At 69.7% G+C, this 13426-nt stretch carries 12 protein-coding genes; 9 read left to right on the plus strand and 3 right to left on the minus strand.

What is annotated here, in order from left to right:
* The first annotated feature begins 89 nt into the window (after positions 1–89).
* The 8 genes from CCO04_RS26255 (at position 90) to CCO04_RS26290 (ending at position 9455) form a co-directional block, all read left to right on the plus strand.
* Positions 90–1445, plus strand: coding sequence for a hypothetical protein (locus CCO04_RS26255; RefSeq protein WP_215817144.1), 1356 nt, complete (start codon positions 90–92; stop codon positions 1443–1445).
* A gap of 236 nt (positions 1446–1681) precedes the next feature.
* Positions 1682–1966 (plus strand): hypothetical protein, encoded by a 285-nt coding sequence (locus CCO04_RS26260; RefSeq protein WP_215817145.1) that lies wholly within the window; start codon positions 1682–1684, stop codon positions 1964–1966.
* Entirely contained in the window at positions 1963–3942 is a 1980-nt protein-coding gene (locus CCO04_RS26265; protein ID WP_215817146.1) for a peptidoglycan DD-metalloendopeptidase family protein, read from the plus strand. The genes CCO04_RS26260 and CCO04_RS26265 overlap by 4 nt, the downstream gene beginning before the upstream one ends.
* A 4-nt stretch (positions 3943–3946) precedes the next feature.
* Positions 3947–5854: a type IV secretory system conjugative DNA transfer family protein gene (locus CCO04_RS26270; RefSeq protein WP_215817147.1), complete on the plus strand. Its 1908-nt coding sequence runs from the start codon at positions 3947–3949 to the stop codon at positions 5852–5854.
* Positions 5851–6693 carry a DUF4913 domain-containing protein gene (locus CCO04_RS26275; protein ID WP_215817148.1) on the plus strand — a complete coding sequence of 281 codons (843 nt, stop codon included), beginning with the start codon at positions 5851–5853 and terminating at the stop codon, positions 6691–6693. The genes CCO04_RS26270 and CCO04_RS26275 overlap by 4 nt, the downstream gene beginning before the upstream one ends.
* A 211-nt stretch (positions 6694–6904) precedes the next feature.
* Positions 6905–7576 carry a hypothetical protein gene (locus CCO04_RS26280; RefSeq protein WP_215817149.1) on the plus strand — a complete coding sequence of 224 codons (672 nt, stop codon included), beginning with the start codon at positions 6905–6907 and terminating at the stop codon, positions 7574–7576.
* A gap of 121 nt (positions 7577–7697) precedes the next feature.
* On the plus strand, positions 7698–9092 hold the full coding sequence (locus CCO04_RS26285; protein ID WP_215817150.1) for a helix-turn-helix transcriptional regulator: 1395 nt from the start codon (positions 7698–7700) through the stop codon (positions 9090–9092).
* 63 nt (positions 9093–9155) lie between these two features.
* Positions 9156–9455 carry a hypothetical protein gene (locus CCO04_RS26290; RefSeq protein WP_215817151.1) on the plus strand — a complete coding sequence of 100 codons (300 nt, stop codon included), beginning with the start codon at positions 9156–9158 and terminating at the stop codon, positions 9453–9455.
* 6 nt (positions 9456–9461) lie between these two features.
* On the opposite strand, the gene CCO04_RS26295 is transcribed toward CCO04_RS26290, so the two are convergent.
* From CCO04_RS26295 to CCO04_RS26305, 3 genes are all read right to left on the minus strand, one after another.
* Entirely contained in the window at positions 9462–10322 is an 861-nt protein-coding gene (locus tag CCO04_RS26295) for an adenylate/guanylate cyclase domain-containing protein (RefSeq protein ID WP_215817152.1), read from the minus strand.
* An 87-nt stretch (positions 10323–10409) separates the two neighbouring features.
* The gene (locus CCO04_RS26300; protein WP_215817153.1) at positions 10410–11213 is read right to left on the minus strand and encodes a hypothetical protein; all 804 of its coding nucleotides are present in this window, start codon (positions 11211–11213) and stop codon (positions 10410–10412) included.
* Between the two features lie 29 nt (positions 11214–11242).
* The gene (locus CCO04_RS26305) at positions 11243–11833 is read right to left on the minus strand and encodes a hypothetical protein (RefSeq protein ID WP_215817154.1); all 591 of its coding nucleotides are present in this window, start codon (positions 11831–11833) and stop codon (positions 11243–11245) included.
* A gap of 687 nt (positions 11834–12520) precedes the next feature.
* Here CCO04_RS26305 and CCO04_RS26310 point away from each other — a divergent pair.
* On the plus strand, positions 12521–13084 hold the full coding sequence (locus CCO04_RS26310; protein ID WP_215817155.1) for a hypothetical protein: 564 nt from the start codon (positions 12521–12523) through the stop codon (positions 13082–13084).
* The last annotated feature ends 342 nt before the right edge of the window (positions 13085–13426 follow it).

Here is a 13426-nt window from a genome sequence, read left to right on the forward strand (position 1 = left end):
CTCGGGGCTTCAAGGGCCGCGGCGGGGGCCGCTGGCGGGTACTCCCGACCCCTCAGGCGTACCGCGGCACGACCGTGCAGGTATGCGGCTTGTGGCCGTTCGCGGCTGCGTCGGCGCGCCCGAACATCGGCACGCCGCTGGGGCCCGACATGGAGACCGGCGCAACGGTGTGCGGCGACGCGTTCGCCTACTTCCAGGCTGGGCTGATCTCGTCGGCCTCGATGAGCGTCTACGGGCTCAACGGCCTGGGCAAGAGCTCGTTCGTCGTGCGGCAGATGCTGGGCCTGGCCGATCGCGGGATCGTCAACGTCGTTGCCGGCGACCTCAAGGGCGAGTACACGCCGATCGTGCGGGCACTCGGTGGTCAGGTGCTGAACTTCGGCAGCGGCCAGCACCTGAACATCCTCGACCAGGGCGCGATGCTCGAGGCGGCACGCCGCATCGGCGGCGAACGCGGAGAGGCGCACCAGGCGCTCGCCGTCGACCGGGCGCTCGACATGGTCGTGACGCTGATCCAGATCGTGCGGCGCCGGTCGGTCGAGGACTGGGAGCGGGGGCTCCTACGCCGCGCGATCGCGCTGATGATCGACGACCACCAGCGCACCAAGGCGCCGCCCCCCGTGCTCCCTGACCTGGTGAAGCTGCTGCAGAACCCGACGCGCGGGCTGGTCACGTCGATCCTGGCCGACGACGAGAAGGACTACTGGCGCGAGACCAAGGACCTCAACCGGTCGCTGCAGGCCCTGCTGGAGGGCCCTTTGGGCACGATGCTCTCGGGCCAGACCAGCGAGCGGGTCCGGCTGGACTCGCCGGCAGTCAACGTCGACCTGCAGGTGATGCAGAAGAAGCCGGACGACGAGCTGGCAGCAGTGATGCTGGCGTGCTGGTCGGAGGTGTTCTCGACGATCGAAGCCGCGAACGCGCTCACCGACGCGGGGCTGCTGGCGCAGATCTACGTGAACACCGTGATGGACGAGATGTGGCGCGGGATGCGGCTTCCCGGCGCGAACCTCGTCGACAAAGCCGACAGGATCACTCGTCTGCAGCGCAACGACGCGCAGGGCAACATCTTCGTGACCCACTCATTGAAGGACCACTCCTCGCTCGGCTCCGAGGCTGACAACATGAAGGCGCGCGGCTTCGCCGAGCGCTCGGGCATCATCGTGACCGCCGGACTGGCGGTGCCGGATCTGCGCGAGCTCTCCGAGGTCAAGCGGATGAGCGAGAAGGAGATCCGCACCGTGTCGGGCTGGTCGACGCCGGCGGGCTGGCAGGCGCGGATGGTCGTCGACCCGGAGACCGGCCTGTCTCGTCCAGCGCCGCCTCCGGGTGCGGGCAAGGTGCTGCTCAAGGTCGGCGAGCGGGCCGGGATCCCGGTGCAGATGCAGCTGACGCAGCTGGAGAAGGAGCTGCACGACACGAACTCACGCTGGGTTGCTGCGTGACGATCAGGGAGCTCCGTCGACGCGCTGGCCGGCGAGCGGGCCGCGGGCTCGCCGCGGCGGCGATCGCCGCAGTGCTGGCGGCCGCGGGTACCGGCTGCAGCACGTCGGACGGTGAGCCGAAGGGGTCGCCGTCGACGAGCACGGCGCCGTCGTCGGCCGGAGGCCACGTGCACGAGGAGAACCCGCCGACCGGCAGCGCCGAGCAGCTCGACCCGGTCCGGTCGGCTGAGCGGTTCATGAGCGCGTGGACGAGCACCGAGCTGTCCTACGGCGCCTGGTGGTCCCGCGTCGAGCCGCTCCTGAACGCGCAGGGGAAGCAGGCCTACGCAGCGACGGATCCGGCACAAGTGCCTCGGCTGAAGATCTTGGGGCCGCTGACGGTGATCGCCTCGACGGTGGAGACGTCGACGTCGGTCGAGGTCCCGACTGATCAGGGCACGTTCACCCTGCGACTCTCGCGGCCTTCGGGACACTCGCCGTGGCTGGTCTCACGGATCTACTTCCCGTCGGACACACCGTGAACAGCCGCGGGGGAGTGGCGGCCGCGGCAGCGGGTGGCCTACTGATCGGCCTGCTGGTCCTGATCGGGGGCCTGTTCTCGGCCCAGGAGGAGATCGACGCCGCGGCGTGCACGACCTGGCCGGGTGACGCCGTCGCCGGCCCCGGGTCCGCCCCGGAAGGATCGATGACCGTCGTCCAGGCGAACATCAAGTACAACCTGCCAGGCCCGCGGTTCAGTGCGGACCTGGGCAGCGTCGTCGCTCAGCGTCCCGACTTCGTGTCGCTCAACGAGCAGGGCTTGCGCTCGGATGGAGCGATCACGCCGGCGGGATACACGTTGCAGCGCAACGAGCTGCCCGGCGACATGCCCCGGTCGACGCGCGCCCAGTTCCGCTCCACCGCGGTGCTGTGGCGCACGGATCGGTGGACCCGGGTAGCGGGTGGGTCGGTCGTGATCGTGCGCAGCGGCCCGCGGAGCACCGATGACGGCCGGGCCGTGACGTGGGTGACGGTGCGCGATGCCGACGGTGGCCAGGCCTCGATGGTGTCGGCGCACCACATGGTCAACCCGGCGCGGTTCGGTCCGGACCGGGCCCGTCGTCAGGTCCTGTACCGGGAGGGAATGGAGCGGATCCAGGCGCTGGTCAAGCAGCTCTCGACGAGCGGACCGGTGTTCGTCGCCGGCGACTTCAACAGCCAGTACACCGCCAACGACCCCTGGGGGCCGCGCACAATGCTCGGCCAGCTGGGCATGCGCTCGACGCGGGACGCTCTCGGGGCGATCAACGCGTCGATCGACTACATCTTCTACCAGCCCTCCGGCGCCCAGCCCGTCAAACAGGCCACGCGGCCGATGAACTCCGATCACCCGATGCTGATCGGCCAGTTCGCGATGGCCGGCGACAAGTCGCCCGAGGCCGGAGGCAACGGCAAGGGCACCGGGAAGGGCGGCGGCAAGGGCGGCGCCGGTACGGCCGATTCCAGCCGGAATCGGATCGCTCCGGTCGCCCTGCAGGCGTCCGGTGCGGCGCCGCGAGCCGGCGGCGTGCCGACAGTGCCGGGCTTCACCGCCGAGCAAGTCCGCAACGCCGTGGCGATCGTCGCGGCTGGCCGCGAGCTCGGGGCGCCCGCTCGAGCCCAGGCGATCGCCGTCATGACGGCGATGGGCGAGTCCGGACTGCGCGTCATCGACTACGGCGATGCCGCCGGACCCGACAGCCGGGGGCTGTTCCAGCAACGCGACAACGGAGCGTGGGGCACCTACGCGGACCGGATGGATCCGCGCCGTTCGGCGCTGATGTTCTACAAGGCACTGCTGCGGGTGCCCGGCTGGCAGAAGATGCCACCGACGATCGCCGCACACACGACCCAGCGCAACGCCGACCCGTACCACTACGAGAAGTACTGGGAGGGCGCCGTGCGCCTGTTCCAGGCGATCACCGGTTCCGACGCGATCGCCGCGGCGATGCTGGGCGGTGCGACCAACGAGTGCGACCAGGTCGCGCTCGCTGCCGGCGTGACGGGCGGGGCCGTCACGTGGCCGGTTCCCGCGAGCATGCGAGGCACGGACCGGAAGAACTGGGGCGGCACCGGCGGCAGCTGGGCCTCCAAGCACACCGGCACCGACTTCTCGGTGCCCTGCGGGGTTCCGGTGTACGCCGCGACCGCCGGCAAGGTCGTGATCGACCGCAACAGCAGCTGGGCGGGCCCCCAACTGGTCAAGGTCAGTACCGGTCCCTCGAGCCTGACCACCTGGTATGCCCACATGCAGAAGGTCACGGTCAAGGAAGGCCAGCTGGTGGCCGCCGGCCAGCAGATCGGTGAGGTGGGTGCCGAGGGCAACGTCAGCGGCCCTACGGGCTGCCACCTGCACTTCGAGGTCCACCCGCGCAACGGGTCGATCTACGAGGACAACATCAACCCCTCACCCTGGCTGGCCGCCAACGTGGGCAAGAAGATCGGCGCCGGCTTCGGCGCCGGCTCGGAGAAGGGATAGGTCCATGGCTGACCGCCGCGAGCTGGACGCGACCAGCTACCGCCGAATGAACATCCTCAGGTTCGGCGCCCTGGGGCTCGTCGTCCTGGTCGTCGGCGTCGTGTGGATCTCCGCCCACACGGGTGCCGCGCTGGCCGGGGAGCCGGTGCCCCCGGCTAATCCGGCGCGCCTGCTGGCGGACTTGGCCTCAGGCAAGACGCCCTGGCCCGTTGAGGCGACCGCGGTCGCGGTCGGGTTCGGGCTACTGCTGTTCGCTCTCGTTCTCCTCGTGGCGCGCCGCGTCGGGGTCAGGCGCCGCGGCCGCAAGCGGCACGACGACGCTGCCCTGCGGATGTCGAGCCGGCGTGACCTCGCTCCGCTGACGGAAGCCGGCGCCCGGGCGGTCGCGGAGCGACTCGGCGTTCCGGCGGAGTCCGCTCCGGGTGTTCCGATGGGGCGAGCCCTTCCATGGAAGGTGTGGCTGTACTCCAACTGGGAGTACATGATCGTGGTGGTCGCCGGCCCTCGGACGATGAAGTCGACGGCGTACGCCATCCCGGCGATCATGGCCGCTCCGGCGGCCGTGCTGGCGACCTCGAACAAGCCCGACGTGGTGTTCGCGACCCGCGAGACGCGTGAGACGTTCGGCGAAGTCTGGACGTTCGACCCCCAGGGGATCGCGAGGACCCCGATCACCTGGTGGTGGAACCCGCTGACCTACATCGCGCCCTTCGACGGCCGGACCAAGTGCGCACGGCGTGATCCGCGGACGGGCTGGGTCGATGCCAGCGAAGCCCGGGCCGAGAAGCTGGCCGGGCAGTTCTGCGCGTCCGCCATCGTGCAAGGCGCGAAGACGGACGCCTACTTCGACGGCGAGGCCGAGAACCTCATCGGCCTCATGCTCTTGGCAGCCGCCTGCGGTGACGAGCAGCTGACGGTGGTCTACAGCTGGCTCGCTACCCCGACCAACGACACCGCGGTCGATCACCTGCGCGCGAACGGGTTCGAGCTGCAGGCTCAGTCGTTGTACGCACTGGCGAACCTTCCCGACAAGCAGCGCGAGGGCATCTACGGGACCGCCCGGGCGCGGATGGGCTTCCTGCGCAACCGCGAGCTCGTGGCATGGGTGACCGACCCGGCGACGAACGCGACGCTGCAGCGCAGCATGCGTGAGAGCGCAGCCCGGGTGACCTACCGCCAGTTCCACCCGGCCGAGTTCGCGACGTCGACCGACACCCTCTACCCGCTCTCGAAGGAGGGGGAGGGAAGCGCCGGCCCGCTGGTGGCCGCGCTCACGGTGGCGGTGGTCGACGCGCTCGTCGACCGCGCGAACGAGAACGGCGGCCGCCTGCCGATCCCGTTCCTCGCGGTCCTCGACGAGGCCGCCAACATCTGTCGCTTCCGCAACCTCGACTCCTACTACAGCTACTTCGGCTCGATGGGAATCGTCATCATGACGATCCTGCAGAACTGGGCCCAGGGCGAGGAGGTCTGGGGCGTCAAGGGCATGGAGAAGCTGTGGTCGGCGGCCAACATGAAGGTCTACGGAGGCGGCGTCGACGACGACCGGTTCCTCAAGCGCATCAGCGATCTCATCGGCCAGTACACCCTCCTACGTCGCAGCGAGTCCTACACGCCCGGCCGGGCCGGCAACAGGAGCAGCGTCAGCGTCAGCACGTCAACGGAGGAGCGGACGATCCTGACGATCGGCCAGCTCCGTGAGCTCGACAAGCGAGCCGTGTTGTTCGCGTCCGGCATGCCCGCGCTCCTAGTGGAGCCGCAGCCGTGGTTCGAACGACCCGAGCTGGTTCCGCTTATCGAGTCGTCGCAAGCCAAGTACCAGCATCGGTCGTCGCCGGCGGCCTCACCTGCAGGCGCCGCCCCGGGCGCCGACAGCGCGAGCCCGTGGAACGTGAAGGCGATCGGCGAATGACCTCCAACGAGAACGGGGCTGACGAGGACCTCCTCGCGGGCCTCGTCGACCTGGTCGACGAGAAGGACAGCGGCATCGGCGCCCCGCCGGCGGCGGAGTCTGCCAACGGCGGTACTCGGCGTCGTGTGCCGCTCGAGACCTACCTCGAGCTGGCCGCGCACCGCGACCAGCTCGACGACTCCGCAGCGACACTGCGCGCGAAGCTCCTCGAGGCGCTCGACAAGGTCGCAGACGCCGAGGGCGACCTCGCGATCGCGGAGACGAAGCGCCGGGCCGTGATGGCCGGCGTCGTCGACGACGCGGCTCTCCACGACGACGTCGCTGCGGTCGTGGCCCGCGAGGATGTCGCGAAGCGTGGCCGCGCGCTCGTGCGCGCCGGACGATCCGTGGAGGCGCTGGAGCGCCGGCTGGCGAGAGTCGACGACGAGCTCGCCGCCGCGGTCGACCAGGTCGACCAGGTCGAGCCGAACCTCGAGACCGAGGTGAGCGCCGAGGCGCCGGCTGACCTGTTCGACAGCGTTTACGCCTTCGTGCCGAACTTCCTCGCGATCGTCTACGCGCGTCCGATCGGAAGCCAGATCACCGGCTTCCGGTGGTGCTCGACCTGGTGGGAGCACCCCGAGGCGGTCTCACGGCTCGAAGCCCTGTGGAAGGCGTTCGAGACGTTGCGTCAAGACCCCACGACGGGAGCAGCCGTGTGGTGGCGCGACTTCGCGGATCCGACCATGAGCGCTCTGTGCAGCCCGGACGGGCCGTTCAAGCAGTGCAGCGACCAGGACCACAAGCTCAGCGCTGACCTCCCAACGAAGGAGGCCCCCAGGGGACTGATCCATCCCTAGCGCCGCGTCCCCCCTTGACCGAGATCCACCGCAACGCATCGCTCTGAGAGGAAGCACCAATGCACGTAGACCACACCAGAAACGACCTGCTCGAGCTGAGCCGCAACGATCGATGCGGCCGCGCTCGGCCGGCGGAACCCGATCGACGCCGAGGGCAAGGCGTACCAGGTGGGCAGCAAGACTCACGATGGGCGCGGGAGGGGGAGCAGCCATGGCTGAGGTAGCGGCGAACGCCGGCCAGGGGCTCTGGGAGCTGCCCCACGACGAGCGGCCGCCCGTGGCCCGAGGGATGGACGATCGGAGCCTGGCCTTCCTGCAAGGCGTCGACGAAGGCGTGCAGCGGCTCCTCGACGAGGCCTCGGAGTGCTCGGGGCTCAGCGATGCCGAGTTCGCGGGTCGAGCACCAGCGTTGGCCGCGAACGAGCTGCAGGCGCGCGAGGTCATCGCTGAGGGCAGCCTCCGGGTCCACACCATGGAGCCCGCCGAGCTGCGCGACTACGGCGCCGCCCGGGGGTACATCGAGATGCTGCGCGAGGCGAAGGTGCGAGACACCGTGGTCCTCGACCCTCAGCTGACCGAGCTCGAGTCCATTCCCCACGTCCTGTCCGCGGAGTCACTCTCAGCGCTGCAGCCAGCGCCGTGGTTCCATGTCGACGAGCCGACGCGGAGGGCGCACGCCGACCGCTACACCGAATTCGCACTCCGTGCGGCCTCAACGACCGCGGCACCCGCCGAGGTCGACGCTGCTGACAAGGCACGTGCGGTCGCCGGCGCACTTCGCCCAGAGGTGCACCGATCGGCGGGCTCGCCCGCACCCGCTGCCTCGTCGCCGGCGCCACCGGCTCGGGGCGCACGCTCGGCTCGGCCGAGCGTGGAGCGCTGACGGGTCGGGGGAGTGTCGCCCGGCACTCCCCCAAACGTCAGATTGCAGAGCCGATAATTTGTTATTACGTCAACTAGAGGCCTCCCCCGTCCGGGGTGGGCCGCCGCGAGGAGGCACGCGCATGAGGACGAGCAACACGAGCTACGGCACCAACGTCGGGACGGTGAGCACTCGGCTCGACCTGGCCGAGTTGCACCAGGAGATCTCCTGGGCAGTGCTGGGCCACCGGATCAAGACCGCACGCATCGCGGCCGGTCTGACCCAGGCTCAGGCCGTCGACGGCCAAGTTTCGGCGGCGTACCTGTCGAGGATCGAGTCCGGCGAGCGGCGCCCGGAGTTCACGCTGCTTGAGCGGATCGCCGAGCGAGTCGGCGTCAGCGTGACGCAGCTGCTCACGGGGCTCAGCGGGGACCGGCGATCGCGGGTGATGATCCTGCTCGAGCGGCTGCCGTTCGAGATCCGGACCGACCCCGCCGGCGCCGCACCGCGAACGATCGTCGAGGCCGAGACGCTGCTGGAGGGTACGAGCGACGCCGACCTGCAAGGCGAGCTCGCGCTCCTGCGCGCGCTGGCCAGCTTGGCCGCCGGCGACTTGCCCGAGGCGATCGAGGCCCTGCGCGCGATCGTCGCGGCGCCGTCGGGCGACGCGGCCGCGGCCGGGCACGTGGCGGCGTCGACCGCGCTCGTCGAGGCCTTCATCCAGGCACGACGACCGACGGACGCGGCCGCGGTCGGGGCCGCGGCCCTGGACCGGCTGGAGGCGGTCGGCCTGCTAGGTACGCCCGAGGCGGCGGCTCTTGCCACCGGCGTGGCCCGCGCGCACCTGGCGGGCGGGGCCCTCGATGCGGCGGAGGCGGTGGTGCGACGCGTGTCGGCGGACACCGGCTCATGGCTCGACCTCGCTGGTCGCTACCGCGCGGCGGCAGAGAAGTCCCTGGACGCCGGCGATGGCCACCTCGCGGTTTCCTACGCCGCCGCGGCGGCGGACCTCGAGCAGGGCGCGGCCCGTCGGCGGGACGAGGCGAGGTACCTAGCGATGCGCGGGGAACTCCTCCTGCACTACCCGCCGGGGCCAGCCGATCGTGAGGCGCAGGGGGTGCTCACGACCGCGCTCGAGACGCTGACGGCGACGGACGCGCCCACCGCGGAGGCCGACGCCGTCCGGGTGCTGCTCGCCCGCGCAGCGCTCAGGAGCGGCGACGAGGAGGCCGCCGTTGTAGTCCTAGACCACTGGACTGGCGAGAACGATCCGGCCGATCCGGTCGTGCGGGCCTCGTCCATGGTCTTGCGCGGTCAGGTCCTGCTCAAGACCGGCCTCATCGCCGACGCGAACGAGAGCTTTGACGAGGCGGCCGCCGCGCTCGGCAAGCCGGAGGGGATCGTGGAGGACCGGCGCGCCGCAGCGGCGCAGGTCTGGTTCGAGCTGGGAGGACTTCACGACGGGCTCGACGACGTCGAGCGGGCGCGAGTCGCCTACCGTTCAGCGGCCGCGCTGGCTGGCGCACCGACGAGGTGACCAGGTACGTGCGGCGCACGGGGTCTCTAGCGTTGTGTCGGACCCTCTAGAGAGGATGACGCCATGACTGAGTCGAGCCGACAGGACGCGACCCGAGCGGCGGAGCGTGACCACCAGCTGCGCCTGGTGCGGATCATCGCCTGGGGCACGGTGCCGCTCGGGATCGCGGTCGCGCCCGTCGCGCTCCTCACCGACGTGTCGGCCGGGGCCATGGCCGCGGTCGTCCTCGGGGTCCTGGCGGCGGTGTTCGCCTTCGCGCTGCAGCGGGGCCTGGTCCGGCGCAGCCGCGACACCGTGCTGTTGCTCGTGCTCGTCGGAATGGCGCTGGGCCTGGCGCTCGTGGCCGCCCTGGCGGGCTACTAGGCCCTGCTAGGACTGGGCCGGGCTGTCGAACCGCGGCCAGTAGCGGCCGGCCTCTGCCAGGGAGGCCAGGGACTCCCGTGCGCGGTCTTCAGCGCTCTGCGTGGGGAAGTGCGCGCCGGTGTTGTAGATCTCGCAGACCTCCACCATGTCGAGACCCTTCATGGGCACCTCGCGGCGCTCCTGGAGCTCAAAGACCCGGTAGTCCGGTTGGAGCCGGGTGCCCGGCCGAAGGATGTCGTCGAGCTGACGGTCGGCCCAGTCGGCGGCGGGGAAGACGATCGTCGAAGAGGCGCGGGGACCGTCCTCGGGCGGTCGTACGCTCGCGCACCGGGCAGCGAGAGCGACAGGTGCGCCGAAGACGGAGACGTTGTAGCGCAGCGGCGTGCCGGCATAGCCGACGATGACGGGGCCGGCGGCGATGCCCATGTGGGGCCCGTAGGCGTGGACGTCGTGACGGCTCATCGCTGCGGCGGCCTGGACGGCGTCGACGAAGGGATCCTCGGAACCGAACTCCTCCGAGAAGACCACCATCACCTCGTCGCCGATGTACTTGTCGACGATCCCGGGCCGACCGTTCAGCGCCTCGCCGGAGATCCAGGCGAAGAAGTTCTGGACGTAGACGAGGGTCTCTGCGGGCGAAAGGTCGAGCGTGCGCGTCGAAAAGCCGGTGATGTCGGCGAACAGCACAACGGCGTCGATCTCTCGTCCCTTGACCGGGAAGAGCGATCCCCAGCCGTCGTCCAGAACGCCGTCTAGGTGGGACATGGTCGACGCCAGGAAGTCCTCGAGCGAGTGGTACCGCTGGTCCGTGGCCATGGTCCGAGAGTAGGCCTGAGACCGGGGCTTTGGCTCCGAGTCGTTCGTCACGCGCGGTGTGACGGGCACTGCTGTGCGCTGGGCCGAAGGCGTCAGAAAGGCCTGCGTCGAGCAGATCAAGACGGCCCGAGGTTGTCGCTACTGGGTGAGGTCCATCCGGGTAGTCCGATCGGGTGCCTCGGCGGCCCTTCTGAGCTCGGGGACCGTGGTGAGGGACTTCACGAAGCCGGCCTCGTCGTCACCCAGTGCCGGGAAGTCGACCGCGCCGTCGGCGCCGACTGGCCCGACGAGGGCGGAGCCCATCACGGGGATCCACTCGCCCTTGTACCGGCCCTGAGCTGATTTCTTGAGCAGCCAGACCGACTCCTCGTCCTGAAGGCCTCGGAGTCCGGCCATGAAGTCGTAGGGGTCGCTGCCGGCGCTTCCCATCCGCACCTCGAGCGTCTCGCCGATGCTCTCTCCGGAGGACCAGGTGGGCTTGATCGTGACGATCACGTTGCGCTCGGCAGCGGTCAGGTCGTCGAAGTCGACGACCTTGATGGCGTCCTCCTCGTCGCCCTGGTAGGCAGGGTCCGCCGCGTCGGCGTAGCTGAGCGCGTCTCCGGGACGGACGTCGACGACCTTCCCGGAGAGGACCAGGTCAGTGAAGGACGTCTCGATGGTGCCCTTCTCAGTCTTCGCCACGACGCGGCTGTTGGGCAGCGAGTCGAGAAGCGAGTCCGGGTGGGCGACGAGCGCCACCCCGGACTCGCGGGCCGTCTTGATCTGATCGAAGACGTAGGCCGGATCGCCGACCTTGTTCGCCTCAGGATGGGCAGCGTCGGAGGTGTCCGCGCCGCACCCCGCGGTGAGCGTGAGCACCGCGGCGGCTGCGAGGCCGGCTGTCGCGCGGCTGATCGTGCTGCGTCGACGGGCCGGGGCTTGCTGGGGGGTTGTTATCATCTCGTTCACGTCCTTCTTTCCCGAGTCCATCACCAGGGGGCGTTGATGTGGCCGAGGTCGTGGGCGGTGTAGTTGTTCAGGGTCGAGATGCCCGTTCCGGTCCAGATGCAGCCTGACCCGGTGTTGCGGTGGATGAGGCCGATGGCGTGGCCGAGCTCGTGGCATACGACGAACCGGTCGCCCGGGGTCCCGCGGTAGTCGAACCAGGTGGTGCTGATCCGAACGACCTGCTGGTCGCAGCGACCGTTCGCAACTGTGCGGTAGCAGGCGGTGATACCGATCAGGCCGTACACCCCGTCGGTCGTCCAGTCTCCGTAGACGCTCGTGCACCAGTCGGTGTAGTAGCGGTCGCGGCTCACCACGTCCGTCGAATCGTTCAGCGATTCGGCGGGGAAGGTGTCGAGGGTGGTCGGGTTCAGGAGGGTGCTTCGGGTCCATGACTGCGCGGCCGCGTGGTCGGGCACGATGTCGATGTTCCAGAAGTAGATGTCCTTGTTGTCGGTCATGTTGCCGTTGAGGGGGCAGGTTGCGGTGTAGCCGGTGTTGCCGTACCAGTTGTTCGCTTGCGCGCTCGGCGCGACGGTGAGCAGCTGGGCTGCGAGCAGGATCGCTGCCAGCATGACGGCAGCGACCGACCCGATCTGGGCCCGGTGCCCGACGCGACCCTGACTCCGTAGGAACGTCACTCGATACCCCTGGTGCTGTTGAGATGCCGAGGTGGGACATGTGCCCCCATCTGTCCGGACAGTGTCGGTCTCAGGTGATCTCTTTGCAAGGGGTTCACGAGAAGCCCGGACGTCCGGCCTAGTTGGGGAGCTGCCTCACTCGTGGCCGCTCGTCGTGGTTGACGCTTGTTACGACGGGGCATTGCGCCGTGGCGGTTCCATGGAGGACGTAGTTCAACGGCGTCGCCGACCCCTCGGCTAGGTGATCGAAGGCAAGGCGATCCGCAAGCTCACCACGGTCCACGGGCACCCGTTCAAGCTGAGCGCCCGTGCTCGGGGTGCCGACAACGCGTTCTCGGTCGAGGAGTCGAACGTGTCGACGAAGTCGTGGTCATCCGTCGATTGCGCCTGCGGAAGGGCCAAGGGGAGCCCATTTCAGCCTTGAAATGTCGCAACGACCGCTGTGCGGCACTCGTGAGACGGGGGGGCTAGGAGGGCGTGAGCGGTACGCCGGCGGCGACAGCGTGTCGACGATTTAGGGGACGGTCGTGCCGAGTGTCGGGCGGACGTCGTAGCGTCTTCGCGACAGACCGCGGAGGTGCCGCGGGAACCCTCGATGAGGGCGACGAGAAGGACGATCGGATGGCCAACCCTGCAGGGAACGGCGGCGAGCCGCGCGCCGGCCGTCCCGGCGCGCACGTCTTCGTCGACGAGACGAAGAATCGCGACTACCTGATGGCGGCCGCCGCGGTCCTCCCCGGTGACGTCGTCGACGCGCGCCGGCAGCTCCGTGGGCTGCTGCTGCCCGGCGCCGAGCGAGTGCACTTCACGCACGAGCGCCCGAGTCGGCGCCGCGAGCTGCTCAACGCGATGCGCGAGCTTGACGTCCAGGTCACGCTCTACGTCGCCCGCACCCGCGACCACGCCGCCGGCCGCGGCTCGTGCATGAAGGCCATCCTCGACGATGTCCTCAAGGCGCGGGCCCAGATGCTCGTCTTCGAACTCGACGAGTCCGTTGCGCAAGCGGACCGGCGCACGATCGCCGACCGGTTCCGGCACGAGGAAAGCCCGCCGCTGTACCGGCACCTGCGCGCCAAAGAGGAGCCGCTCCTGTGGATCAGCGACGCCGTCGCCTGGTGCGCACAGCGCGGGGGCGAGTGGCTCGGTCTTTGCGACCCGCTCCTCGTTGGTCGTCGCGAGCTCTAGAGCTCGAAAAAGGCGCGAGCCCGGCTCGTTCACCGTCCGGAGAACTGCCGGGCCTACTTCGCGGGGCTACTGCCCTTTGCCCTTGCATTATGCACACCTCGGAGCCCACCTTTCAACCCACAACCTGACCCGCCCCATGCCGAACCGGCGAGGCCACGAGCGGATCGCCCGGACCTGGGCGCCGCTCGACACGAATGCCGCCGCGTCGGCCCATGGTGTCGGTCAGAACACACCTCATGCCGGACAGTATGTCCCTTGTCGGGCAGGCCCTCCTCTGGTCGTGTGATCGGCGACACGTAGACCCCACTTCCCGTTGGGAGGACGCAGGATGATCACCGACGA

It is taken from the genome of Pimelobacter sp. 30-1 (assembly GCF_018831735.1).
GTDB lineage: Bacteria > Actinomycetota > Actinomycetes > Propionibacteriales > Nocardioidaceae > Nocardioides.

Coding starts and splice junctions, on each gene's coding strand:
- CCO04_RS26260 (WP_215817145.1), top strand. CDS start 1,682: ATGAGCGCGTGGACGAGCACCGAGCTGTCCTACGGCGCCTGGTGGTCC.
- CCO04_RS26270 (WP_215817147.1), top strand. CDS start 3,947: ATGGCTGACCGCCGCGAGCTGGACGCGACCAGCTACCGCCGAATGAAC.
- CCO04_RS26275 (WP_215817148.1), top strand. CDS start 5,851: ATGACCTCCAACGAGAACGGGGCTGACGAGGACCTCCTCGCGGGCCTC.
- CCO04_RS26280 (WP_215817149.1), top strand. CDS start 6,905: ATGGCTGAGGTAGCGGCGAACGCCGGCCAGGGGCTCTGGGAGCTGCCC.
- CCO04_RS26285 (WP_215817150.1), top strand. CDS start 7,698: ATGAGGACGAGCAACACGAGCTACGGCACCAACGTCGGGACGGTGAGC.
- CCO04_RS26290 (WP_215817151.1), top strand. CDS start 9,156: ATGACTGAGTCGAGCCGACAGGACGCGACCCGAGCGGCGGAGCGTGAC.
- CCO04_RS26300 (WP_215817153.1), bottom strand. CDS start 11,213: ATGATAACAACCCCCCAGCAAGCCCCGGCCCGTCGACGCAGCACGATC.
- CCO04_RS26305 (WP_215817154.1), bottom strand. CDS start 11,833: ATGCTGGCAGCGATCCTGCTCGCAGCCCAGCTGCTCACCGTCGCGCCG.
- CCO04_RS26310 (WP_215817155.1), top strand. CDS start 12,521: ATGGCCAACCCTGCAGGGAACGGCGGCGAGCCGCGCGCCGGCCGTCCC.